This window comes from Pseudomonas fortuita, assembly GCF_026898135.2.
Taxonomy (GTDB): domain Bacteria; phylum Pseudomonadota; class Gammaproteobacteria; order Pseudomonadales; family Pseudomonadaceae; genus Aquipseudomonas; species Aquipseudomonas fortuita.
This window is the reverse complement of sequence record NZ_CP114035.2, coordinates 4,807,047-4,829,077: the sequence shown is the minus strand read 5'-3', so window position 1 is coordinate 4,829,077 and position 22,031 is coordinate 4,807,047. Positions and strand designations below refer to the sequence as shown.

Below are 22,031 nucleotides of genomic sequence, written 5' to 3'. Positions count from 1 at the left end.
GCCCCGGCCATGCAGCGCGAGGTAGAGGAGAGGTACGGCCAAGTGAAAGTCCCTTAGGAAAACGTATCCAATATTACTCCGGGCTCAGGCGCTTTTAGCGGCCTGGCCGGGTTAAAGATAGTTCATCCTGGGCACAATGTCTCAAGCCTGCGGGTTGGCTGGAGGCCGGGGGAAAATCGAAGCAACGAAAAGCATCGAGCGCAAACGCAACAAACCCCGCGCTGCTGTTAAACAGGCGGGGTTTGTTCTGACGAATATGGTTGCGGGAGCCGGATTTGAACCGACGACCTTCGGGTTATGAGCCCGACGAGCTACCAGGCTGCTCCATCCCGCGTCAGTGGGGCGGATTCTACAGCGTGTGGCTTGTATGTCAAGCGCTAAGCTTTGATTTTTCGAGGTTTTTCCGATGATGCTTTTTCAGCGGACAAAGAAAAAGGCCACTGGGTTAACAGTGGCCTTTTCTTGAACTTGGTTGCGGGAGCCGGATTTGAACCGACGACCTTCGGGTTATGAGCCCGACGAGCTACCAGACTGCTCCATCCCGCGTCTGTGGGGCGGATTCTACAGTTTTCTGAAGGTGTGTCAAGCGCTAAGCTTTGATTTATCGAAGGTTTTTCGGCGTTACTTTTTTGAAGGCAAAGAAAAAGGCCACTGTATGAACAGTGGCCTTTTCTTGAATCTGGTTGCGGGAGCCGGATTTGAACCGACGACCTTCGGGTTATGAGCCCGACGAGCTACCAGGCTGCTCCATCCCGCGCCTGTGAGATCGAATTGTACGGATTTAAGCCCGGGTGTCAAGCAGTTTCGTTGGAAAAACCTTTTTTGTTCAATCCCTTAGCGCTTGCTGGCAGCAAGCAGGTCAGGCGCGACGGGGCTTTCAGGCAGTTTGTCGTGTGAGGGCGAGGGTGAGGTGTATCAGTGGGGCGCATGCGATACTATCTGTATGAATTTACAGTGCTGACGGCCATCCATGTCCTTGCGCAAGATCATCCATGTCGACTGCGATTGCTTCTACGCCGCGATCGAAATGCGTGACGACCCACGCCTGGCCGGGCGGCCCATGGCGGTTGGGGGCTCGCCCGAGCGTCGCGGGGTGATCGCCACCTGCAACTATGAGGCACGTGCCTATGGTGTGCGCTCGGCCATGTCGTCACGGCATGCGCTGAAGCTGTGCCCCGACCTGTTGATCGTCAAGCCGCGCTTCGAGGCCTATCGAGAGGCCTCGCGGGAAATCCACGCGATCTTCCGTGACTACACCGAGCTGATTGAGCCTTTGTCGCTGGACGAAGCCTATCTGGATGTGAGCGACAGCCAGTGGTATTCGGGCAGCGCCACGCGCATCGCCGAGGATATTCGCCGACGCGTCGCCCGCACCTTGCATATCACGGTGTCGGCGGGCGTGGCGCCAAACAAGTTCCTGGCCAAGATTGCCAGTGACTGGCGCAAGCCCAATGGGCTGTTCGTGATTACCCCGGGCGAGGTGGAGGCCTTTGTTGCCGCCCTGCCGGTGGCCAGGTTGCATGGGGTGGGCAAAGTGACGGCAGATAAACTGGCACGGCTGGGCATCGAAACCTGCCTTGATCTGCGGGAATGGTCACGCCTGGCATTGGTGCGTGAGTTTGGCAGCTTTGGCGAGCGTTTGTGGGGGCTGGCGCGGGGTATTGATGAGCGCGCCGTACACAATGACAGCCGCAGGCAGTCAGTCAGCGTTGAAAACACCTACGACACTGACCTGCCGGACCTGGCCAGTTGCCTGGCGCGGTTGCCTGAGCTGCTGGAAAGCCTTAACGAACGTATCGCCCGTATGGACAGCAGTTATCGGCCGGACAAGCCGTTCGTCAAGGTCAAGTTCCACGACTTCAGCCAGACCACCATGGAGCAGGCAGGGGCTGGGCGGGACCTTGAAAGTTATCGGCAACTGTTGGGGCAGGCGTTTGCCCGTGGTGGCAAACCGGTGCGTTTGTTGGGGGTAGGGGTAAGGCTGCGCGATATGCGCGGAGCGCATGAGCAGTTGGAGTTGTTTACGCCTGAATAAGAAGGGGCCGCATCGCGGCCCCTTCATTTACTGCGCGCCGGGGTCTGCCACCAACCGGCCAGTGGCCTTGGTCAGCGATTGCAGAAACTCCTGCTGCAGTTCCGGATCGTTGCGGGTCAGCTCGATCAGGCTTTGTTCCATTTCACTGGCTTCTTCTTCAAGGCCCAGCTCCGACAGACGCTTCACCCGGTGTACCCACTGGCCAACATCGTCATCCTCAAGGTCATCGAAGATCAGCTCATGGGCTTCGAGCAGCTTGTTGCGCAGGGTGGCGCTGACCAGCAGGCTGGCATCACCCCGTACGGCGTTGTCTTCATCGAGTACCTGAAGGTGCAGGGTGCCGACGTGGTTGAGGTTCTGCTCGGAGAACGGGCTGTCGAGCAGGTTCAAACGCAGTACGCCGTTCCTGTCGGTGGTCAGTTCGTGGGTCATCTTGCCGGCCTTGACCTCGACCAGGCGTTCGCTCCAGGGCACGCTGGTGAACTCCTCGCGTTTACCTTTCTGCACTTCGCTGATCCCTGCGAGGTTCTGCTGGGCACGCCCGTTGGACGGCACGTTCATGAACGGGTTGAGCCCGTCCACGCCGTAGCTGAGCCAGTCGTGGGTGATGCTTTGCGGCAGGTTGCCCAAGGTAAAGACGTTGACCACATTGGCGCCAACGCCCGCCACCACGGCCACTGCACCCAGCGGGATCTCGTAGACCTCCCGCCAGGGCTGGTAGGGCGTGTAACGGTCGTAGCGACGGGTGACTTCGAACTCGGTGACTTCGAAGCGCTTTTGCTCATGCACGCGCACACGCCGTTGCGGAAGCTCCATCACCTTCGGCTCGCCAACATCGATCTGCAGGGTGTGCTCGAGCAATTTGCGCTCGACGCGCTCCTCATGGTCGCTGCGCTGGGACATCTGGTTGGCGCAGCCGCTGACGAGCAGGGCGCCGCACAGTGCGGCGCCCCCCAGGGTAAAGGTACTTCGCTTGAACATGATCACTCGTGCATTGGTTATCAGCGGCGAACGCGGGCCTGCAGGAAGCTCAGCACTTCATTGAGCGGCAACGCCTGGGCGTCCTGCTCGGTGCGGTGCTTGTACTCCAGGTTGCCTTCGGCCAGGCCGCGATCGCTGACGACGATGCGGTGTGGGATGCCGATCAGCTCCATGTCGGCAAACTTGATGCCTGGGCTGGTCTTCTTGTCGCGGTCGTCCAGCAGCACTTCGAAGCCGGCGGCGGTCAGTTCGGCGTACAGCTTGTCGGTTGCCTCGCGAACCACCTCGGTTTCGTAGCGCAGCGGTACCAGGGCGATCTGGAACGGCGCCAGGGCATCGTTCCAGATGATGCCCTTGTCGTCATAGCTCTGCTCGATGGCAGCGGCGACCACGCGGGACACACCGATACCGTAGCAGCCCATCGACAGGACCACTGGCTTGCCGTTCTCGCCCAGTACCTGGCACTTCAGCGCCTCGCTGTACTTGGTACCCAGCTGGAAGATGTGGCCCACTTCGATGCCGCGCTTGATCACCAGGGTGCCCTGGCCATCCGGGCTTGGGTCGCCTTCGACCACGTTACGCAGGTCGGCGACCTGTGGAACCGGCAGGTCGCGCTCCCAGTTGACGCCGAAGTAGTGCTTGTCATCGATGTTGGCGCCAATGCCAAAGTCGCTCATCAGGGCAACCGAACGGTCGATGATGCATTCCAGCGGCAGGTTCAGCGGGCCGAGCGAGCCGGCACCGGCGCCAATGGCGTCGCGCAGTTCGGCTTCGGTGGCCATGACCAGCGGGTCGGCAACCTGTTCCAGCTTGGTGGCCTTGATTTCGTTAAGTTCGTGGTCGCCACGGATGATCAGGGCAATCAGCTTGCCTTCTTCGGCTCCGCGCACGATCAGGGTCTTGACGGTTTTTTCGATCGCCAGGCCATGGTTTTCCACCAGCTGGGCGATGGTCTTGGCGTCCGGGGTGTCGACCAGGCGCAGCTCCTCGGTAGGGGCAGGGCGCACGGTTTCACGCGGGATGGCTTCGGCCTTCTCGATGTTGGCGGCGTAGTCGGAGCTGTCGCTGAAGATTACGTCGTCCTCGCCGGAGTCGGCCAGTACGTGGAACTCGTGCGAGTAGCTGCCACCGATCGAGCCGGTGTCGGCCTGCACTGGACGGAAGTCCAGGCCCAGGCGGGTGAATACGTTGCTGTACGCCTGGTGCATGCGGTCGTAGGTTTCCTGCAGGGAAGCCTGGTCGGCATGGAACGAATAGGCGTCCTTCATGATGAATTCGCGGCCACGCATCAGGCCGAAGCGCGGGCGGATCTCGTCACGGAACTTGGTCTGGATCTGGTACATGTTGAGTGGCAGCTGTTTATAGCTGGACAGCTCGTTACGGGCCAGGTCGGTGATGACTTCTTCGTGGGTCGGGCCAACGCAGAAGTCGCGCTGGTGGCGGTCCTTCAGGCGCAGCAGCTCCGGCCCGTACTGCTCCCAGCGGCCGGACTCCTGCCACAGCTCGGCAGGCTGGATGCTTGGCATCAGCACTTCCAGGGCGCCGGCGGCGTTCATTTCCTCACGCACCACGGCCTCGACCTTGCGCATTACCCGCAGGCCCATCGGCAGCCAGGTGTACAGGCCGGAGGCCAGTTTGCGGATCATGCCGGCACGCAGCATGAGCTGATGGCTGATGACCACTGCATCGGCAGGGGTTTCTTTCTGGGTGGCGAGCAAATATTGACTGGTGCGCATGGTTAGCCGTGTCGATTGCCTAAGACGTTGAAATAGCCCCGCATTGTACGGGGGCGAAACGAAGGCGTACAGGATGCCCCAGGGCGGGGCGCTTGTCAGCCAAGAAAAAGCCCGGCGAGATCGCCGGGCTTTTCAAGTGCGGGGCACTGCAAGCCAGGCTTACAGGATGCTCAGCGGGTATTCCACGATCAGGCGCAGTTCGTCGATCGAGCTCGAACCGTAGTAAACGCCGTCGCTGGAGCGGTAGGTGGCCTGACGCACGCGCAAGCTCAGGTCTTTCGCCGGGCCGCTCTGCAGTACGTACTTGACGTCTACGTCGCGTTCCCATTCCTTGCCGTTGTTGGTGCTTTCGGTAGTGGCGCCCGAGCCGCGAACATAGCGGGTCATGAAGGTCAGGCCAGGTACGCCGTATTCGGCGAAGTTCAGGTCGTAGCGTGCCTGCCAGGACTTCTCGTCTTCGGCGTTGAAGTCGGAACGGGCAACGGAGTTGGCCAGGAAGATGGTGCCGCCACCGTCGACGCCGTAAGCGTAGTCGCCGTCGCCGCTGACCTTCTGGTAAGCCAGGGTGAAGGTGTGGGCGCCAATGTTGTAGGCGGCCGAGAGGCTGGCTGCAATGTTGTCCAGTTCGTTGCTGCCGTCAGCCTTGCTGACGAATGCGCCGGTCAGGTTGTCGCCGATGGACTTGGTGTCATAGATGTTGAAGTCGAACACCAGGCCTTGCTTGTCGCTGATCGGCAGCGCCCAGTTGATGTTGCCGTACCACTTGCGGAAGTGGTCTTCAATGCGCGAGTAGTAGACGCTGGTGCTGAGGTTGTCGTTGATGGCGTAGGTGCCACCGAAGACGTTGGCCTCGGTCAGGCGCAGGCTATCGTGGTAGGTCTGGGCCTGGGCGTTCAGGGCGGTGAAGTGACCGGCGTGCAGGGTGAGGCCATCGATTTCGTTGCTGGTGATCAGGCCACCTTCAGCAACTTCTGGCAGCAGTCGGCTGTCGTCGGTGGCAAGTACCGGCAGGGCGGTGAACTGGTCGCCGAACTTCAGCACGGTATTGGACACGCGCAGTTTTACTGCACCGCCGCCTTCGGAGTAGTCATCTTGCGAACGGCCATCGGAGGCAGTCGGGAACAGGCCGGTGCCGGCGCGGCCTTTGCCGCTGTCCAGTTTCAGGCCCAGCATGCCGATGGCGTCAACGCCGAAGCCTACGGTGCCCTGGGTGAAGCCCGATTCGAAGGTGCCCAGGAAGCCCAGGCCGGTTTCTTCGACGCGGCTCTTGCCGCTGTCGTTGTTACGGAAGTCACGGCTGAAGTACAGCATGCGGGTTTTTACGTTCAGCTTGCTGTCTTCGAGGAAACCTTTGGACTCGTCTTGTGCCGAGGCCATTGCCAACTGCGAGGTCCCTGCCGCAACGGCCAGGGCGATCATGCTCCACTTCATCACGCGCATCGTGATTTGCTCCTTTGGTTTTAGGAAGAGTACCGCCGCGCCCAAGTGTTTTAGTTATAGGGTGCAGCTCTTTCTTGTTATGTCGGCGAAAATGTATAGCACGCTGACTGTTGTTGGCGATATGGCTATAAAGACTCTTTACGGAACTTTTTTGCCGTGTCGCGTTTAAGTATTTCCATGTCGCAAATCACACCCCGGTTTATAGGGCGTGTAAACGCCAGCGTTGTTCCTTTCGCCGTGGTGAACCTGCAAGTGCTGATTCCGGCTAGGGAAACTCCCTGGTAACCAATGCCGCTGTTGTTATTTGTCGCGTACACCTGCCATTGCAGATGCCGTGCCGACTTGGCGTGAAGGGAATGCAACAAGCGTGCTCAAAATTCGCAACAGTTCATGAATTTTTCACAAAACCTGCTACCGAGGGTCGGAAAGTGCCGTAAATACGGGTCGAAGGCACAATGAGGGGGTGTTGGAGTCGAGAATCATTAAAATTTAGAAACCTGCCATGAAAGTCAATGTGTTACCGCTATTTGTTAAACCAGAGTCATTTGTGGGGTGGCAAGTGTGGTGGTGGTGCGCAGGTGGCTTCATTTTGGTGCGAAAAGTAGCGCTGTGTTACCGGGGGTGTGCAAGGTATCCTTGCAGGCCTGTTTTCCGCTTGAAGCGGGTTCTGAAGGAGATATGCCGTGTTCGTCCTGGATTCGCGTTTGCAGCAGGATTCCCTGGTGCTTGGGGAGTTTGCGTTGTGCCAACTGCTGCTGAGCAAGGATGCCAACTACCCATGGTTCATTCTGGTACCCAAGCGCGCCGGGATCAGCGAGGTATTCGAGCTGGATGCGGCGGAGCAGCACCAGTTGTGGCAGGAAACCACCCTTCTGGCTGAAGCGCTGAAGGCCGGTTACGGCGCCGCCAAGATGAACGTGGCCACGCTGGGCAATGTCGTCAGCCAGTTGCACATGCACGTGATCGTACGCCAGCGGGACGACGCGGCCTGGCCGGCACCGGTTTGGGGCAAGTGCCCTGCTGTGGCTTACAGCGAAGACCAGTTGCAGGCCATCCGCCAGCGCCTGCGTGGGCTGCAACTTGCTGGCTACCAGGAGGCCTGACATGTCACTGGAATTGCGTATTGTTGAACTGGAAACCCGGCAAGCGTTTCAGGATGACACTATCCAGGCGCTGAATGACGTGATGGTCGAGCAGGCGCGGGTGATCGAGCGGCTGCAATTGCAGGTGGCCGAGCTGATCAAGCGTCATGAAGAGATGGTCGGCCAGTACGGCAGCGAAGGGGAAGAGGCGCCGCCGCCTCATTACTGATGTCCTGAAGCAACAGAAACCCTGGCAGGAGCGGCGCCAGGCCGCTCCTGCACAGGTTAGCGGCGTGTTACCGCAACCACGTCTTCGGCCTGCAGGCCCTTGTCCCGGTGCATCACCGAAAACTCCACGCGCTGGCCTTCGACCAGGATGCGGTGGCCTTCGCCGCGTATGGCACGAAAGTGCACAAAGATGTCATCGCCCGAATCGCGGGAGATGAAACCAAAGCCTTTCGAGGTGTTGAACCACTTCACCGTGCCGGTATCACGGTTGCCAGCATCCTGGGCGGCATGCTGGCTGCTGCGTGCCTTGCGCGGGCTGCGGGCAAAACCCACAGCCAGGTGCAGGGCCACAGCCAGTGCCGCACAGACCAGCGCAGCAAGGTTGCCCATTTCCGGGCGGGCCAGCAGCGTCAGGGTTTGCAGCACCACCGCCACCACCAGCAGGGCGCAGGCAAGGTGTTGCAACTGCTGGCGGGCGCCGCGGTAGTACAGCGGCACGACCGGCGCCAGGACCAGGTTGAGCAGGCCGAGCAGGGCAAGGTAAACCGCGTCGGGTTGTTGCAGGAAGGGTGTCGCATCGGTTTTCAGGCTGGGTATGAGCGATAGCAGCAAGGCTGCCACGCCCGTCACCAGATGGACGATCTTGAACATGGGGTTGGCTCACAGTTGATAAGGCCGATCACAGGAAGAGCGGGCAGTACGGTGCGCATGAGGTGTAAAGCGCGAACACGTGACAAGCCAGCCTATGCACCCGGCAATAACAGTCCGCACGGGTGGCACGGTGCCTATTTAACAGCAAAGCCGAAGCCTACTCAAACCGCAGGCCTCAGTGGGCGATGTGTTGCGCCATGTCACAGGCGGTGTGGGTAAAGTGTTGCTACAGTGGTCGGCGTCCGCTTGAGTCTCAAGCCTTATGGAAAGGGGAACTTCAATGGCAATCGATATCGGTATCAGTGAAGAAGATCGCAAGTCCATCGTCGATGGGCTGTCTCGCCTGTTGTCGGATACCTACGTGCTGTATCTGAAAACCCATAACTTTCACTGGAACGTTACCGGCCCGTCGTTCCGCACCCTGCACCTGATGTTCGAAGAGCAGTACAACGAGTTGGCGCTGGCAGTGGATTCGATTGCCGAGCGCATCCGTGCACTGGGTTTCCCTGCGCCAGGGTCGTATGCATTTTATGCGCGGCACTCCTCGATCAAGGAGGAGGAAGGCGTACCCCCGGCGGACGAGATGATCCGCCAGCTGGTCCAGGGCCAGGAGGCCGTGGTGCGAACTGCCCGTAGCATCTTCCCGGTAGTGGACAAAGTCAGTGATGAGCCAACCGCCGACTTGCTGACCCAGCGCATGCAGGTTCACGAAAAAACCGCGTGGATGCTGCGCGTGTTGCTCGACGGGAAATAAATACCCCAGAGCTGTGACAAAACCTGTGGGGGCGGGCTTGTCCCGCGAATGAGGCCACGCGGTGTATGGCACCGGCTTTGCCGGTGTTCGCGGGGCAAGTCCGCTCCCACAGTGTTTTCCTCGCGCTCAGGACTCGAGTGTTTGTGCGGGAAGACTTTGCTGCTGCTTTAAACCTGCCGCCCGGCGCTTCATTGGTCACCTGTTACCGGTGACGAGGAAGTAGGGCGCATGATGCAAGCGAGCAAGCGTGTGGCTGGTCAGGGAAGCTGGCCAGGAAAACAGTGCATTGATCCGTTCAAGGCAGATTTCGATATGTTGCAGACGCAGCCGGTGTCGCGTTCGGTGCGGCTCAACGGTTTTTCCACCTGTCTGCGCCTGGAGGCCGTCTACTGGGGCATCCTGGAACGCATCGCCGCCGCCAACCGCTGTTCGGTCAGTGCGGTGTTGTCCTACGTGGACCGCGAAGTGCACCTGCGCCAGGGTGGAGTGCGCAACTTCAGTGGGCTGATTCGGGTAATCTGCGTTGCCTGGCTGCAAGACCCGCCAAGTGTGCGCTGATCGCCTGGCGGGCTGCGCAGTGCTTGGTAACCATATATAATCCCGCTTTTTGCTGCCCTGGCAGCCAGCGTTATGGTTGACGAGAGACACCCATGCCCCTTTATGACTATCAATGTGCGTCCTGCGAGCACCGCATGGAAGTGCTGCAAAAGATCAGCGCCGCGCCGCTGACCGATTGCCCGGCTTGCCAGGCGCCGGCGCTGAAGAAGCTGCTGTCGGTGCCAGGCTTCCGCCTGAGCGGTAATGGTTGGTACGAAACCGACTTCAAGACCGGGGCGAAAAAGAATCTGGCAGGCGGCGACAAAGCCGACTGAGTTGAATGCTGTGACCGGGTCTTGCAGTATTAGCCCTCTGGGCGGCCAAGGCCTCCACCGAATACACGAATCACGAGAAGCGAAACCACCATCATGATGCGCAGCCATTATTGCGGCCAACTGAACGAGAGCCTGGACGGCCAGGAAGTCACCCTTTGCGGCTGGGTCCATCGTCGCCGCGACCACGGCGGGGTGATCTTCCTCGACATCCGTGACCGCGAAGGCATGGCCCAGGTCGTGTTCGACCCGGATCGCGCCGAAACCTTCGCCGCCGCCGACCGCGTGCGCAGCGAGTATGTCGTACAGGTCACCGGCAAGGTCCGCAAGCGTCCAGAAGGTGCAGTGAATGCCAACATGGCTTCCGGTGCCATCGAGATCCTCGGCTACCAGCTCACCGTGCTCAACGAGGCGGAAACCCCGCCGTTCCCGTTGAACGAGTTCTCCGACGTCGGCGAGGAAACCCGCCTGCGCTACCGTTTCATCGACCTGCGTCGCCCGGAAATGGCTGAAAAGCTGCGCCTGCGTTCGCGCATCACCAGCAGCATCCGTCGCTTCATGGACGACAACGGCTTCCTCGACGTCGAAACGCCGATCCTTACCCGTGCCACTCCGGAAGGTGCGCGTGACTACCTGGTGCCAAGCCGTACCCACGCCGGTAGCTTCTTCGCGCTGCCGCAGTCGCCCCAGCTGTTCAAGCAGCTGCTGATGGTCGCCGGCTTTGACCGCTACTACCAGATCGCCAAGTGCTTCCGTGACGAAGACCTGCGTGCTGATCGCCAGCCGGAATTCACCCAGATCGACATCGAGACCAGCTTCCTCGATGAAAGCGAGATCATGGGCCTGACCGAGAGCATGATCCGCAAGCTGTTCAAGGAAGTGCTGGACCTGGAATTCGGCGAATTCCCGCACATGACCTTCGAAGAGGCCATGCGCCGTTACGGTTCCGACAAGCCAGACCTGCGTAACCCGCTGGAACTGGTCGACGTTGCCGACCAGCTGAAGGATGTCGACTTCAAGGTGTTCGCAGGCCCGGCCAACGATCCGAAGTGCCGCGTGACCGCTCTGCGCCTGCCAGGCGGTGCCAGCATGCCGCGCAGCAAGATCGACGAGTACACCAAGTTCGTCGGCATCTACGGTGCCAAGGGCCTGGCCTACATCAAGGTCAACGAGCGCGCCAAGGGTGTCGAAGGCCTGCAGTCGCCTATCGTCAAGAACATCCCTGAGGCCAACCTCAACAACATCCTCGACCGCGTTGGCGCTGTAGACGGCGACATCGTGTTCTTCGGTGCCGACAAGTTCAAGGTGGTCAGCGAAGCCCTGGGCGCCCTGCGTATCCGTCTGGGTCACGATTTCGAGCTGCTGACCTGCGAGTGGGCGCCGATGTGGGTCGTCGACTTCCCGATGTTCGAAGAGAACGAAGACGGCAGCTTTACCGCGCTGCACCACCCGTTCACCGCGCCGAAGTGCACGCCGGAAGAGCTCGAAGCCAACCCGGCCACCGCGCTGTCGCGTGCCTACGACATGGTCCTGAACGGCACCGAGCTGGGCGGCGGTTCGATCCGTATCCACCGTAAAGAGATGCAGCAGGCAGTATTCCGCCTGCTGGGCATCGAGGCAGCAGAACAGGAAGAGAAGTTCGGCTTCCTGCTCGACGCCCTGAAGTTCGGTGCGCCACCTCACGGTGGCCTGGCCTTCGGTCTGGACCGCTTGGTCATGTTGATGACCGGCGCCCAGTCGATCCGTGAAGTGATCGCCTTCCCGAAAACCCAGAGCGCCGCGTGCGTCATGACCCAGGCCCCTGGCCTGGTCGACGCCAAGGCCCTGCGCGAGCTGCACATTCGACTGCGCGAACAGACCAAGGTCGAGTAAGCGGTCCCGGGCGCATCCACATGGATGCGCCTTTGCGTTTCGGCGCAGGTATTTTCCCGTCCCGCCCCGTACAGGGGCGGGGCTGTTTGTGATTCAAAGGATTCGGAGTCGTTATGGCTGGTCATTCCAAGTGGGCGAACATCAAGCACCGCAAAGAGCGCCAGGATGCCAAGAGAGGCAAGGTCTTCACCAAGTGGATCCGCGAGCTCACGGTCGCTGCCAAGCAGGGCGGCCCTGACCCGGCATCCAACCCGCGCCTGCGCCTGGCACTGGACAAGGCCCTGGGCGCCAACATGAGCCGCGATATCATCGACCGAGCCGTGGCCCGTGGTGCTGGCACCAATGAAAGCGACAACGTCGAAGAGCTCAGCTACGAAGGTTATGGCCCGGGTGGCGTGGCGATCATGGTCGAAGCCATGACCGACAACCGCAACCGTACCGCCGCCGCCGTGCGTCATGCCTTCACCAAGTGTGGCGGCAACCTGGGCACTGACGGTTCGGTGGCCTATCTGTTCGAGCGCAAAGGCCAGCTCAGCTTTGCCCCGGGTGTGGAAGAAGACGCGTTGATGGAAGCGGCGATGGAAGCCGATGCCGACGATGTGGTGGCCAACGATGACGGCTCGTTCGACGTGTTCACTTCATTCAACAGCTTCTACGCCGTGCGCAATGCCCTGGAAGAGGCGGGTTTCAAGGCCGCTGACGCGGAAATCGTCATGCAGCCGACCACCAGCGCCGAGCTCGACCAGGACGGTGCCGAAAAGGTGCTCAAGCTGATCGACATGCTCGAAGACCTGGATGACGTGCAGAACGTCTACTCCAATGCCCAGATTTCCGACGAGATCATGGAAAACCTCGGCTAAGGTGACCTGGCGATCCACGCCGGCTCTTTGAGTTTTCAGTGCCTGTACCGGCCCTTTCGCGGGTAAACCCGCTCCCACAGGTACTGCACCGCGTTCGAATGCGGTGCAGTACCTGTGGGAGCGGGTTTACCCGCGAAAGGGCCGGTACAGTTTGCAAAGACGCATCATTTTTACGACAGGCACTATGACTCTGATTCTTGGTATCGACCCCGGTTCGCGCATCACCGGCTACGGCGTAGTACGCCAGACCGCCCGTGGTTGCGAGTACGTGGCGTCGGGCTGCATCCGCACCGGCAGCGGCGAGCTGCACGAGCGGCTGCAGATCGTTTTTCGTGGTGTCAGTGAAATCATCGCCCAGCACGAACCGGTGACCATGGGCATCGAGCGGGTGTTCATGGCCCGCAATGCCGATTCGGCGCTAAAGCTCGGCCAGGCACGCGGCGCGGCCATCGTCGCTGCCGCCGAAGCCGGGCTCGAAATCGCTGAATACAGCGCCACCCAGGTCAAGCAAGCGGTGGCTGGGACCGGTGGGGCCAACAAGGAGCAGGTGATGATGATGGTCATGCACCTGCTGAAACTGACGCAAAAGCCGCAGATCGACGCCTCGGACGCCCTGGCTATCGCCCTGTGCCACGCCCACACCCGTTCCAGCCTGGTGCCCCATGGCCTGGCCACGGCGCGGCGGCGCGGCGGGCGCTTGCGTCTGTAGGCGCTTCATGCGCTGATACACATTTTGTGCGGGTGATGCGTTCACCCGTTGCATTTGCTGATAGGGTTGAGCGGTCTTTGACCGGCTCCCCGAGAGGAAGGATCGGAACGTGATTGGACGTTTGCGCGGCACCCTGGCGGAGAAACAGCCGCCGCACCTGATTATCGACGTCAACGGCGTGGGTTACGAACTGGAAGTTCCCATGACTACGCTGTACCGTCTGCCCAAGGTGGGCGAACCCGTCACCGTGCACACCCACCTGGTCGTGCGCGAAGACGCCCACTTGCTCTATGGGTTTGCCGAAAAGCGCGAGCGTGAGCTGTTCCGCGAGCTTATCCGGCTCAATGGCGTGGGTCCCAAGTTGGCATTGGCGCTGATGTCCGGCCTGGAAGTCGACGAGCTGGTCCGCTGCGTGCAGGCCCAGGACACGTCGGCCCTGGTGCGCGTGCCCGGCGTCGGCAAGAAAACCGCCGAACGCCTGCTGGTCGAGCTCAAGGACCGTTTCAAGGCCTGGGAAACCTCGCCGGCCATGTTCACCCTGGTGTCCGATGGCCCGTTGCCAGCCGCCAGCGAGTCCAGCGCCGAGGCAGATGCCGTCAGTGCTTTGGTATCGCTGGGTTACAAGCCGCAGGAAGCGAGCAAGGCAATCGCTGCGATCAAGGACAAGGCCGGCCTTGGCAGTGAAGAGCTGATCCGCCGCAGCCTGAAAGGGATGATTACCAAGTGATCGAAGCCGACCGCCTGATTGCCGCCAGTGGCCGCGACCGCGAAGAGGTCCAGGACCGTGCGATTCGCCCGCTGAGCCTGGACGATTACATCGGCCAGCCGGTGGTGCGCGAGCAGATGGCACTGTTCATCCAGGCCGCCCGTGGCCGCAGCGAGTCGCTTGACCACACGCTGATTTTTGGCCCGCCCGGGCTGGGCAAGACTACTCTTGCCAACATCATTGCCCATGAAATGGGCGTGTCGGTAAAAAGCACCTCGGGGCCGATCCTCGAGCGCCCCGGCGACCTGGCAGCCATGCTGACCAACCTCGAACCGCACGACGTGCTGTTCATCGACGAGATCCACCGCTTGTCACCGGTTGTCGAAGAGGTGCTCTACCCGGCCATGGAGGACTTCCAGCTCGACATCATGATCGGCGAAGGCCCGGCGGCCCGCTCGATCAAACTCGACCTGCCACCGTTCACCCTGGTAGGGGCTACCACCCGTGCCGGCATGCTCACCAACCCGTTGCGTGACCGCTTCGGTATTGTCCAGCGCCTGGAGTTCTACAGCGACAAGGACCTGGCCACCATCGTCAGCCGTTCGGCCAACATCCTTGGCCTGGTCATCGAAGACCAGGGCGCCTACGAGATTGCCCGACGTGCCCGTGGCACTCCGCGTATCGCCAACCGCCTGCTGCGCCGCGTGCGCGACTACGCCGAGGTACGCGGCAAGGGCCAGATCACCAAGGCCGTGGCCGACATGGCGCTGAACCTGCTGGATGTCGACGAACGTGGCTTCGACCATTCCGACCGCCGCCTGCTGCTGACCATGATCGAGAAGTTCGATGGCGGCCCGGTAGGGGTGGACAACCTGGCTGCGGCCATCAGCGAAGAGCGCCATACCATCGAAGATGTGCTGGAGCCGTACCTGATCCAGCAGGGCTACATCATGCGCACGCCGCGCGGTCGCGTGGTCACCCGGCATGCCTACCTGCACTTTGGCCTGAATATTCCCGGGCGTTTGGGGGAGGGCGGTGATTTTTCCGAGCCAGGCGATGAATGACAGATCAAAAGCGACTTTTCGTGGTCCTACCGCTGGCATGCCAAGGGTGCGCTGGCAATAAGACATTAATGAAGAAAAAACAGTTGCCACAGCGGATTGGCAAGCTGAGGAGTAAGCACTAGAGTATGCGCGCGCAAAATCAGCTCGAACCGTTCGCACACCGTTGTCGCGTCTATTACGAAGATACCGATGCGGGCGGTGTGGTGTATTACGTCAACTACCTGAAATTCATGGAGCGCGCGCGCACCGAACGCTTGCGGCACCTGGGGTTTTCCCAGTCGCAGCTGGCTGAAGACAACCTGCTGTTCGTGGTCCATTCCAGCGAAGCGCGTTATCACGCGCCGGCGCGGCTGGATGACGAATTGCGGGTGACCGCGCACGTACTTGAACTCAATCGCGCCAGCCTGCGTTTTGTACAGCAGGTCTGGCGGGAAAAGGATGAAACGCTGCTTTGCGAAGGGCAGTTCCTGGTGGCCGCCGTGCGCGCCGACACTTTCAAACCCCGAGCCATACCCCCCCAGCTGCGCGACGCCTTTGCGGCGGACGGCTCGGGTAATCAATCGAATGCAGGAGAATAAGCGTGGAAGCTAACGTCGTCGACCATACCTCCATGTGGAGTCTGGTCAGCAATGCCAGCGTGGTGGTACAGCTGGTAATGCTGATTCTGGTGGCCGCCTCGGTCACCTCATGGATCATGATCTTTCAGCGCAGCACCATGCTGCGCGCTGGTCGTCGTGCGCTGGATGCCTTCGAGGAGCGCTTCTGGTCGGGCATCGACCTGTCCAAGCTGTACCGCCAGGCAGGCAGCAACCCCGACCCGGATTCTGGCGTGGAGCAGGTCTTCCGTGCCGGCTTCAAAGAGTTCTCGCGCCTGCGTCAGCAGCCGGGCGTTGACCCTGACGCGGTCATGGAAGGCGTTGGCCGTGCCATGCGCGTTGCCATCTCGCGCGAGGAAGAAAAACTCGAGCAGAGCCTGCCGTTCCTGGCCACCGTCGGTTCCACCAGCCCGTACATCGGCCTGTTTGGTACCGTATGGGGCATCATGAACTCCTTCCGCGGCCTGGCCAGTGCCCAGCAGGCCACCCTGGCAACCGTTGCCCCGGGGATCGCCGAAGCGCTGATCGCCACCGCCATTGGCCTGTTTGCAGCAATCCCGGCGGTAATCGCCTACAACCGTTTTGCCGCGCGCAGCGAAGTGCTGATCGGTCGTTACTACACCTTCGCCGACGAGTTCCAGGCGATCCTGCACCGCAAAGTGCACACCAGCGAAGAGTAATCAGGTAGAAGCCCATGGCCCGAGTTCGCCACAAACGCAAGCCCGTCGCCGAGATGAACGTGGTGCCCTACATCGACGTGATGCTGGTGCTGCTGGTCATCTTCATGGTGACGGCGCCCATGCTCAACCAGGGCGTGAAGGTCGACCTGCCCAAGGTTTCCAGTGAAGCCTTGCCGCAGGACAACAACGTCCAGATCCTCACCATTTCCATCAAGGCCGACAAAACCTACTACTGGAACCTTGGCAGCGAAGTCGATACCGACAAGCAGATGGACAAGGCCATGACCTTGCCTGACATGACCAATGCAGTGACCAAGATCATTGCTGCCGGCCGTGACCAGGGCAAGCAAACCCAGGTGTTCATTCGTGGCGACAAGGCTGTCGACTATGGCGCGGTCATGGGTGCCATGGGCGGGTTGCAGAAGGCCGGTGTCGGTAACGTTGGCCTGATTACCGAGGCGCCCTGATGCAACAGCGAGAGCCATCCGCCTCGGAAAGCTACTTCTGGCCCAGTGTCTGGGCCATCGGCCTGCATGTGCTGGTGTTCGCCATGCTGTTCGTCAGTTTTGCCATGACGCCAGAACTGCCGCCTTCCAAGCCGATTGTTCAGGCTACCCTGTACCAGCTCAAATCCAAGAGCCAGGCGACCACCCAGACCAATCAGAAGATTGCCGGGGAGGCGAAGAAAACCGCTTCGCGCCAGACCGAGGTCGAGCAACTGGAGCAGAAGAAGGTCGAACAGGAGGCCGTGAAGGCCGCGGAACAAAAGAAGGCCGACGCCGCTCAAAAGGCCGAAGAGGCTCGCGAAGCCGCCGAGGCGAAAAAAGCCGAGGACGCTGCCAAGGCTGCCGAAGCCGCCAAGGCTACCGAGGCCAAGAAAGCCGCAGAAGCCAAGAAGGCCGAAGAGGCTAAGAAGGCCGCCGAGAAGCAGCAGGCCGACATCGCCAAGAAAAAGGCCGAGGAAGAAGCCAAGAAAAAAGCCGAAGAAGAGGCCAAGAAAGAGGCCGCTGAAGAGGCGAAGAAGCAAGCCGCCGAGGACGCCAAGAAAAAGGCTGCCGAAGAGGCCAAGAAGAAAGCAGCCGAGGACGCCAAGAAGAAAGCGGCGGCCGAGGACGCCAAGAAAAAGGCAGCTGAAGAGGCCAAGAAAAAGGCCGCTGCAGACGCCCAGAAGAAAAAGGCACAGGAAGCGGCCCGCAAGGCGGCAGAAGACAAAAAAGCCCAGGCCTTGGCCGAGCTGTTGTCCGACACCACCGAGCGGCAGCAGGCGCTGGCCGACGAGCAGGGTGACCAGGTGGCCGGCGACTTCGACGACCTGATCCGCATGCGCGCGGCCGAGGGCTGGGCACGTCCGCCTTCCGCGCGCAAGGGCATGACGGTGGTCCTGCAGATCAACATGTTGCCGGACGGCACCATCACCAGTGTCAGCGTGGCCCGTTCCAGTGGTGACGGCCCGTATGACAGTTCGGCGGTGGCTGCGGTGAAGAACATTGGTCGTTTGACCGAGATGCAGGGTATGAAGCCGAGCGATTTCAACCAATATCGTTCGTTCAAGATGACATTTACACCTGAGGATCTAGCGTTGTGATTAAACGTCTGAGAGGACTGCTGGTCATGCTCTGCTGCGTGGCAGGCATGGCGGTGGCAGAGGAAAAGAACATCCTGGTCACCAGCGGCAGCGACCGGGCAACACCCATCGCGGTAGTGCCGTTCGGCTTGCAGGGCGGCAGCGTGCTGCCCGAAGACATTGCCGATATCATCGGCAACGATCTGCGCAACTCCGGGTACTACTCGCCGATTCCGCGGCAGAACATGATCAGCCAGCCGTCGCAGGCCAGCGAAGTGATCTTCCGTGACTGGAAAGCACTGGGTGCCCAGTACGTGATGGTTGGCAGCATCGTGCCGTCCGGCGGTCGCCTGCAGGTACAGTACGCGCTGTTCAACGTCGCCACCGAGCAGCAAGTGCTGACCGGTAGCGTGGCGGGCAGCACCGACCAGTTGCGTGATATGGCGCACTACATTGCCGACCAGTCGTTCGAGAAGCTCACCGGCATCAAGGGCGCGTTCTCAACCCGTATGCTGTACGTGACCGCCGAGCGTTTCTCCACCAACAACACCCGCTACACGCTGCAGCGTTCGGACTACGACGGTGCGCGTGCGGTCACCCTGCTGCAATCGCGCGAGCCGATCCTGTCGCCTCGCTTTGCACCGGATGGCAAGCGTATCGCCTATGTGTCGTTCGAGCAGAAGCGTCCGCGCATCTTCATTCAGAACATCGACACTGGCCGCCGCGAGCAGGTGACCAACTTCGAAGGCCTGAACGGTGCGCCAGCCTGGTCGCCTGATGGTTCGCGCCTGGCGTTCGTGCTGTCGAAGGACGGCAACCCTGACATCTATGTGATGAACGTGGCGTCGCGCCAGATCAGCCGAGTTACCGCAGGCCCGGGTATCAACACCGAGCCGTTCTGGGGTAAAGACGGCAATACCCTTTACTTCACGTCCGACCGTGGCGGCAAGCCGCAGATCTACAAACAATCGGTCAGCGGTGGTGGTGCCGAGCGCGTCACCTTCGTGGGTAACTACAACGCCAACCCGAAACTGTCGGCTGACGAAAAGACCCTGGTGATGATCCATCGCCAACAGGGCTTTACCAACTTCAAAGTGGCGGCACAGGACTTGCAACGCGGAAGTGTAAAGATTCTCTCGGAAACAAGTCTTGATGAGTCTCCCACTGTTGCGCCAAACGGCACCATGCTAATCTACGCCACCCGCCAGCAGGGCCGGGGAGTCTTGATGCTCGTGTCGCTTAATGGCCGCGTGAGGCTCCCACTTCCTACCGCTCAAGGCGAAGTCAGAGAACCGTCCTGGTCCCCTTACCTGAACTGATTGCGGCGTAATACGTTTTGCTTAACACACTGGGGTTTCATTAGGAGTTTCACGATGGAAATGCTGAAGTTTGGTAAATTCGCTGCGCTGGCTCTGGCCATGGCTGTAGCTGTAGGTTGCTCCTCGAAGGGCGGTGACAACGCAGGCGAAGGCGCTGCTGTAGATCCGAACGCTGGCTACGGTGCCAACACTGGCGCTGTTGACGGCTCCCTGAGCGAAGAAGCCGCCCTGCGCGCAATCACCACCTTCTACTTCGAATACGACAGCTCGGACCTGAAGCCAGAAGCCATGCGCGCTCTGGACGTTCACGCCAAGGACCTGAAGTCCAACGGCAACCGCGTTGTCCTGGAAGGCAACACCGACGAGCGCGGCACCCGCGAGTACAACATGGCTCTGGGTGAGCGTCGTGCCAAGGCCGTTCAACGCTACCTGGTTCTGCAGGGTGTTTCCCCTGCTCAGCTGGAACTGGTCTCCTACGGTGAAGAGCGTCCTGTTGCCACTGGCAACGACGAGCAATCCTGGGCTCAGAACCGTCGCGTAGAACTGCGTAAGTAAGTTCTTATGCGTATGTGCCGCCGTGTAGTAACCGTCCTCGCACTCAGCCTGCCGCTCGCGGCCTGGGCTGAGGTCCCTGTAGTAGATGACAACGCAGGCAGCTATCCGCCTGTGGGTTATGGCACGAGCGGCGCCTATGCCGGGTCAGGGGCTTCGGCCCCTGCCTCTGCACAGGGCCAGCTGTTCATGCAGCTGCAACAGATGCAGGACCAGCTTTCCCGCCAGCAAGGCATCATCGAAGAGCTGCAGAACGATGTGTCGCGCATGAAGCAGGAAAACCTGGAGCGATACCAGGACCTGGACCGTCGCATCAACAGTGGCGCTGCACCTGCCGCGACCCCTGACAATTCCTCCGGTGGTGGTGCTTCAAATGCCGCCCCCGCTGCAGCAGCTGGTGCTGCTGCGCAACAACCGGCCGCCAGTAGCGAGCCTGGTGATCCCGCGAAAGAAAAGCTCTACTACGATGCTGCTTTCGACCTGATCAAGCAGAAAGACTTCGACAAGGCCAGCCAGGCCTTCAATGCCTTCCTGCGCAAGTACCCCAACAGCCAGTACGCCGGCAACGCCCAGTACTGGCTGGGTGAAGTGAACCTGGCCAAAGGCGACCTTCCGGCTGCCAGCCAGGCCTTCGCCCAGGTCAGCCAGAAGTATCCCAAGCACAGCAAGGTGCCGGATTCGCTGTACAAACTGGCCGATGTCGAGCGCCGCATGGGCCACACCGACAAGGTCAAGGGCATCCTGCAGCAGGTCATCACCCAGTACCCCGGCACCTCCGCCGCGCAGCTGGCCCAGCGTGACTTGCAGAAGCTCTGAGCCCTGCAGCTGTACCGCTCGAAAGAAACCCGCGCCAGTCGCGGGTTTTTTCGTTAGAATCACTGCCCTTTTTTCGTAAACACGCTGCTGCGGATAACGCCATGTCGAGTCCGCGACAGTGCCTGACGGAGGCGGGCAGCCTGTTTAGCTGTCACGCCCGTGGCGAGCATGCAAGACACATTACGCATCACAGAAGTCTTTTACTCTTTGCAGGGTGAAACGCGAACGGCTGGCCTGCCCACCGTATTCGTGCGCCTTACCGGCTGCCCCCTGCGCTGCCAGTACTGCGACAGTGCCTATGCCTTCACTGGCGGCACTGTTCGTACCCTCGATTCGATCCTTGAGCAGGTTGCCGGCTTCAAGCCTCGCTACGTGTGCGTGACAGGTGGCGAGCCGCTGGCCCAGCCGAATGCCTTGCCGTTGCTGCAACGACTGTGCGACGCCGGCTATGAGGTCTCGCTGGAGACCAGTGGCGCCCTGGATATCTCGGGCACCGATGTGCGCGTCAGCCGTGTGGTCGACCTCAAGACCCCTGGGTCGGAAGAGTCCCACCGTAACCGCTACGAGAACATCGAGCAGCTCACCCGCAACGACCAGGTCAAGTTCGTCATCTGCTCGCGCGAGGACTATGACTGGGCTGTCTCCAAGTTGATCCAGTACAACCTGGCCGAGCGCGCCGGCGAGGTGCTGTTTTCGCCAAGCCACCACCAGGTGAGCGCAAGCGACCTGGCCGACTGGATCGTTGCCGACAACCTGCCCGTACGTTTCCAGCTGCAGTTGCACAAGCTGCTGTGGAACGACGAACCCGGACGTTGATTGAGAGTAAAAGCACATGACTGAGAAACGCGCAGTAATCCTGCTGTCTGGCGGCCTTGATTCCGCCACCGTCGTAGCCATGGCCAAGGCCGAAGGCTACAGCTGCTACACCATGAGCTTCGACTATGGCCAACGCCACCGTGCCGAGCTGAATGCAGCTGCCCGTGTCGCCCGGGACCTGGGCGTGGTCGAGCACAAGGTAATCGGCCTGAACCTCGACGGTATCGGTGGTTCGGCGTTGACCGACAGCAGCATCGACGTACCTGAAGCCCCAAGCGAAGGCATCCCGGTCACCTACGTGCCGGCGCGAAATACCGTGTTCCTGTCGCTGGCCCTGGGCTGGGCAGAAGTGCTGGAGGCGCGTGACATCTTCATCGGCGTCAATGCCGTGGATTACTCCGGTTATCCCGATTGCCGTCCCGAGTTTGTCGAAGCCTTCGAGCGCATGGCCAACCTGGCTACCAAGGCGGGCGTAGAAGGGCAGGGCTTCCGTATTCAGGCGCCGCTGCAAAACATGAGCAAGGCGCAGATCGTGCAGGCCGGCATGGCCCGTGGCGTGGATTACAGCCTGACCGTTTCCTGCTACCAGGCCGACGATGATGGCCGCGCCTGTGGCAAATGCGACAGCTGCCGCCTGCGCGCCGACGGCTTCAAGGCGGCTGAGGTACCAGACCCTACGCGGTATGTTTGAAAAAACTGTG

At 60.7% G+C, this 22,031-nt stretch carries 24 protein-coding genes and 3 tRNA genes; 20 read left to right on the top strand and 7 right to left on the bottom strand.

Going from position 1 to position 22,031, the window contains the following annotated elements; all coding sequences use genetic code 11:
- Nucleotides 1-257: 257 nt before the first annotated feature.
- The 3 genes from OZ911_RS22140 to OZ911_RS22130 form a co-directional block, all read right to left on the bottom strand.
- Nucleotides 258-334: transfer RNA gene (locus OZ911_RS22140), tRNA-Met, on the bottom strand.
- Between the two features lie 135 nt (nt 335-469).
- Nucleotides 470-546: transfer RNA gene (locus OZ911_RS22135), tRNA-Met, on the bottom strand.
- Between the two features lie 134 nt (nt 547-680).
- Nucleotides 681-757 (bottom strand) — tRNA-Met (locus tag OZ911_RS22130).
- Between the two features lie 219 nt (nt 758-976).
- Here OZ911_RS22130 and dinB point away from each other — a divergent pair.
- Nucleotides 977-2,035, top strand: coding sequence for a DNA polymerase IV (gene dinB, locus OZ911_RS22125; protein WP_161775550.1), 1,059 nt, complete (start codon nt 977-979; stop codon nt 2,033-2,035).
- A 27-nt stretch (nt 2,036-2,062) separates the two neighbouring features.
- Here the strand turns inward: dinB and OZ911_RS22120 are convergent, their stop codons facing one another.
- From OZ911_RS22120 to OZ911_RS22110, 3 genes are all read right to left on the bottom strand, one after another.
- Entirely contained in the window at nt 2,063-3,016 is a 954-nt protein-coding gene (locus tag OZ911_RS22120) for a hypothetical protein (RefSeq protein ID WP_023048902.1), read from the bottom strand.
- A 20-nt stretch (nt 3,017-3,036) separates the two neighbouring features.
- Nucleotides 3,037-4,752, bottom strand: coding sequence for a proline--tRNA ligase (locus tag OZ911_RS22115; RefSeq protein WP_016488663.1), 1,716 nt, complete (start codon nt 4,750-4,752; stop codon nt 3,037-3,039).
- 159 nt (nt 4,753-4,911) lie between these two features.
- A complete protein-coding gene (locus OZ911_RS22110) occupies nt 4,912-6,192 on the bottom strand; it encodes an OprD family porin (RefSeq protein ID WP_016488662.1) in 1,281 nt (426 codons plus the stop codon).
- 683 nt (nt 6,193-6,875) lie between these two features.
- Between OZ911_RS22110 and OZ911_RS22105 the strand changes: the two genes are divergently transcribed.
- Both OZ911_RS22105 and OZ911_RS22100 read left to right on the top strand, forming a co-directional pair.
- Nucleotides 6,876-7,295, top strand: coding sequence for an HIT family protein (locus OZ911_RS22105; RefSeq protein ID WP_023048901.1), 420 nt, complete (start codon nt 6,876-6,878; stop codon nt 7,293-7,295).
- 1 nt (nt 7,296) lies between these two features.
- On the top strand, nt 7,297-7,503 hold the full coding sequence (locus OZ911_RS22100; RefSeq protein WP_016488660.1) for a SlyX family protein: 207 nt from the start codon (nt 7,297-7,299) through the stop codon (nt 7,501-7,503).
- A 56-nt stretch (nt 7,504-7,559) separates the two neighbouring features.
- On the opposite strand, the gene OZ911_RS22095 is transcribed toward OZ911_RS22100, so the two are convergent.
- Nucleotides 7,560-8,153, bottom strand: a complete 594-nt coding sequence (locus OZ911_RS22095) for a cold-shock protein (protein ID WP_016488659.1) — start codon at nt 8,151-8,153, stop codon at nt 7,560-7,562.
- 280 nt (nt 8,154-8,433) lie between these two features.
- On the opposite strand from OZ911_RS22095, the gene OZ911_RS22090 reads away from it, so the two are divergent.
- The 17 genes from OZ911_RS22090 to queC all read left to right on the top strand — a co-directional run bounded on the left by OZ911_RS22090 (nt 8,434) and on the right by queC (nt 22,021).
- Complete coding sequence (locus OZ911_RS22090; RefSeq protein WP_003254783.1) at nt 8,434-8,907, top strand: Dps family protein; 474 nt, start codon at nt 8,434-8,436, stop codon at nt 8,905-8,907.
- A 228-nt stretch (nt 8,908-9,135) separates the two neighbouring features.
- Nucleotides 9,136-9,465, top strand: a complete 330-nt coding sequence (locus OZ911_RS22085; RefSeq protein WP_016488658.1) for a ribbon-helix-helix domain-containing protein — start codon at nt 9,136-9,138, stop codon at nt 9,463-9,465.
- A 92-nt stretch (nt 9,466-9,557) separates the two neighbouring features.
- A complete protein-coding gene (locus OZ911_RS22080) occupies nt 9,558-9,779 on the top strand; it encodes an FmdB family zinc ribbon protein (protein WP_003254776.1) in 222 nt (73 codons plus the stop codon).
- A 93-nt stretch (nt 9,780-9,872) separates the two neighbouring features.
- A complete protein-coding gene (aspS, locus tag OZ911_RS22075) occupies nt 9,873-11,648 on the top strand; it encodes an aspartate--tRNA ligase (protein WP_016488657.1) in 1,776 nt (591 codons plus the stop codon).
- A 113-nt stretch (nt 11,649-11,761) separates the two neighbouring features.
- A complete protein-coding gene (locus OZ911_RS22070) occupies nt 11,762-12,508 on the top strand; it encodes a YebC/PmpR family DNA-binding transcriptional regulator (protein WP_023048900.1) in 747 nt (248 codons plus the stop codon).
- Nucleotides 12,509-12,692: 184 nt separating this feature from the next.
- A complete protein-coding gene (gene ruvC, locus OZ911_RS22065) occupies nt 12,693-13,217 on the top strand; it encodes a crossover junction endodeoxyribonuclease RuvC (protein ID WP_016498323.1) in 525 nt (174 codons plus the stop codon).
- A gap of 109 nt (nt 13,218-13,326) precedes the next feature.
- The gene (gene ruvA, locus OZ911_RS22060; protein WP_016488654.1) at nt 13,327-13,944 is read left to right on the top strand and encodes a Holliday junction branch migration protein RuvA; all 618 of its coding nucleotides are present in this window, start codon (nt 13,327-13,329) and stop codon (nt 13,942-13,944) included.
- Nucleotides 13,941-14,987: a Holliday junction branch migration DNA helicase RuvB gene (gene ruvB, locus OZ911_RS22055; RefSeq protein ID WP_016488653.1), complete on the top strand. Its 1,047-nt coding sequence runs from the start codon at nt 13,941-13,943 to the stop codon at nt 14,985-14,987. The genes ruvA and ruvB overlap by 4 nt, the downstream gene beginning before the upstream one ends.
- Before the next feature lie 125 nt (nt 14,988-15,112).
- Nucleotides 15,113-15,565: a tol-pal system-associated acyl-CoA thioesterase gene (gene ybgC, locus OZ911_RS22050; RefSeq protein WP_016488652.1), complete on the top strand. Its 453-nt coding sequence runs from the start codon at nt 15,113-15,115 to the stop codon at nt 15,563-15,565.
- Between the two features lie 2 nt (nt 15,566-15,567).
- Complete coding sequence (gene tolQ, locus OZ911_RS22045; protein WP_008090219.1) at nt 15,568-16,263, top strand: protein TolQ; 696 nt, start codon at nt 15,568-15,570, stop codon at nt 16,261-16,263.
- Between the two features lie 14 nt (nt 16,264-16,277).
- Nucleotides 16,278-16,730, top strand: coding sequence for a protein TolR (gene tolR, locus OZ911_RS22040; protein WP_012273765.1), 453 nt, complete (start codon nt 16,278-16,280; stop codon nt 16,728-16,730).
- On the top strand, nt 16,730-17,848 hold the full coding sequence (gene tolA, locus OZ911_RS22035) for a cell envelope integrity protein TolA (RefSeq protein WP_016488651.1): 1,119 nt from the start codon (nt 16,730-16,732) through the stop codon (nt 17,846-17,848). The genes tolR and tolA overlap by 1 nt, the downstream gene beginning before the upstream one ends.
- A 26-nt stretch (nt 17,849-17,874) precedes the next feature.
- The gene (gene tolB / locus OZ911_RS22030) at nt 17,875-19,146 is read left to right on the top strand and encodes a Tol-Pal system beta propeller repeat protein TolB (protein WP_012273763.1); all 1,272 of its coding nucleotides are present in this window, start codon (nt 17,875-17,877) and stop codon (nt 19,144-19,146) included.
- 54 nt (nt 19,147-19,200) lie between these two features.
- Nucleotides 19,201-19,701 (top strand): peptidoglycan-associated lipoprotein Pal, encoded by a 501-nt coding sequence (gene pal / locus OZ911_RS22025; protein WP_012273762.1) that lies wholly within the window; start codon nt 19,201-19,203, stop codon nt 19,699-19,701.
- A 6-nt stretch (nt 19,702-19,707) separates the two neighbouring features.
- The gene (gene ybgF / locus OZ911_RS22020) at nt 19,708-20,514 is read left to right on the top strand and encodes a tol-pal system protein YbgF (protein WP_016488650.1); all 807 of its coding nucleotides are present in this window, start codon (nt 19,708-19,710) and stop codon (nt 20,512-20,514) included.
- Nucleotides 20,515-20,682: 168 nt separating this feature from the next.
- On the top strand, nt 20,683-21,330 hold the full coding sequence (gene queE, locus OZ911_RS22015; RefSeq protein ID WP_016488649.1) for a 7-carboxy-7-deazaguanine synthase QueE: 648 nt from the start codon (nt 20,683-20,685) through the stop codon (nt 21,328-21,330).
- A 16-nt stretch (nt 21,331-21,346) separates the two neighbouring features.
- Nucleotides 21,347-22,021: a 7-cyano-7-deazaguanine synthase QueC gene (queC, locus tag OZ911_RS22010; protein WP_016488648.1), complete on the top strand. Its 675-nt coding sequence runs from the start codon at nt 21,347-21,349 to the stop codon at nt 22,019-22,021.
- The last annotated feature ends 10 nt before the right edge of the window (nt 22,022-22,031 follow it).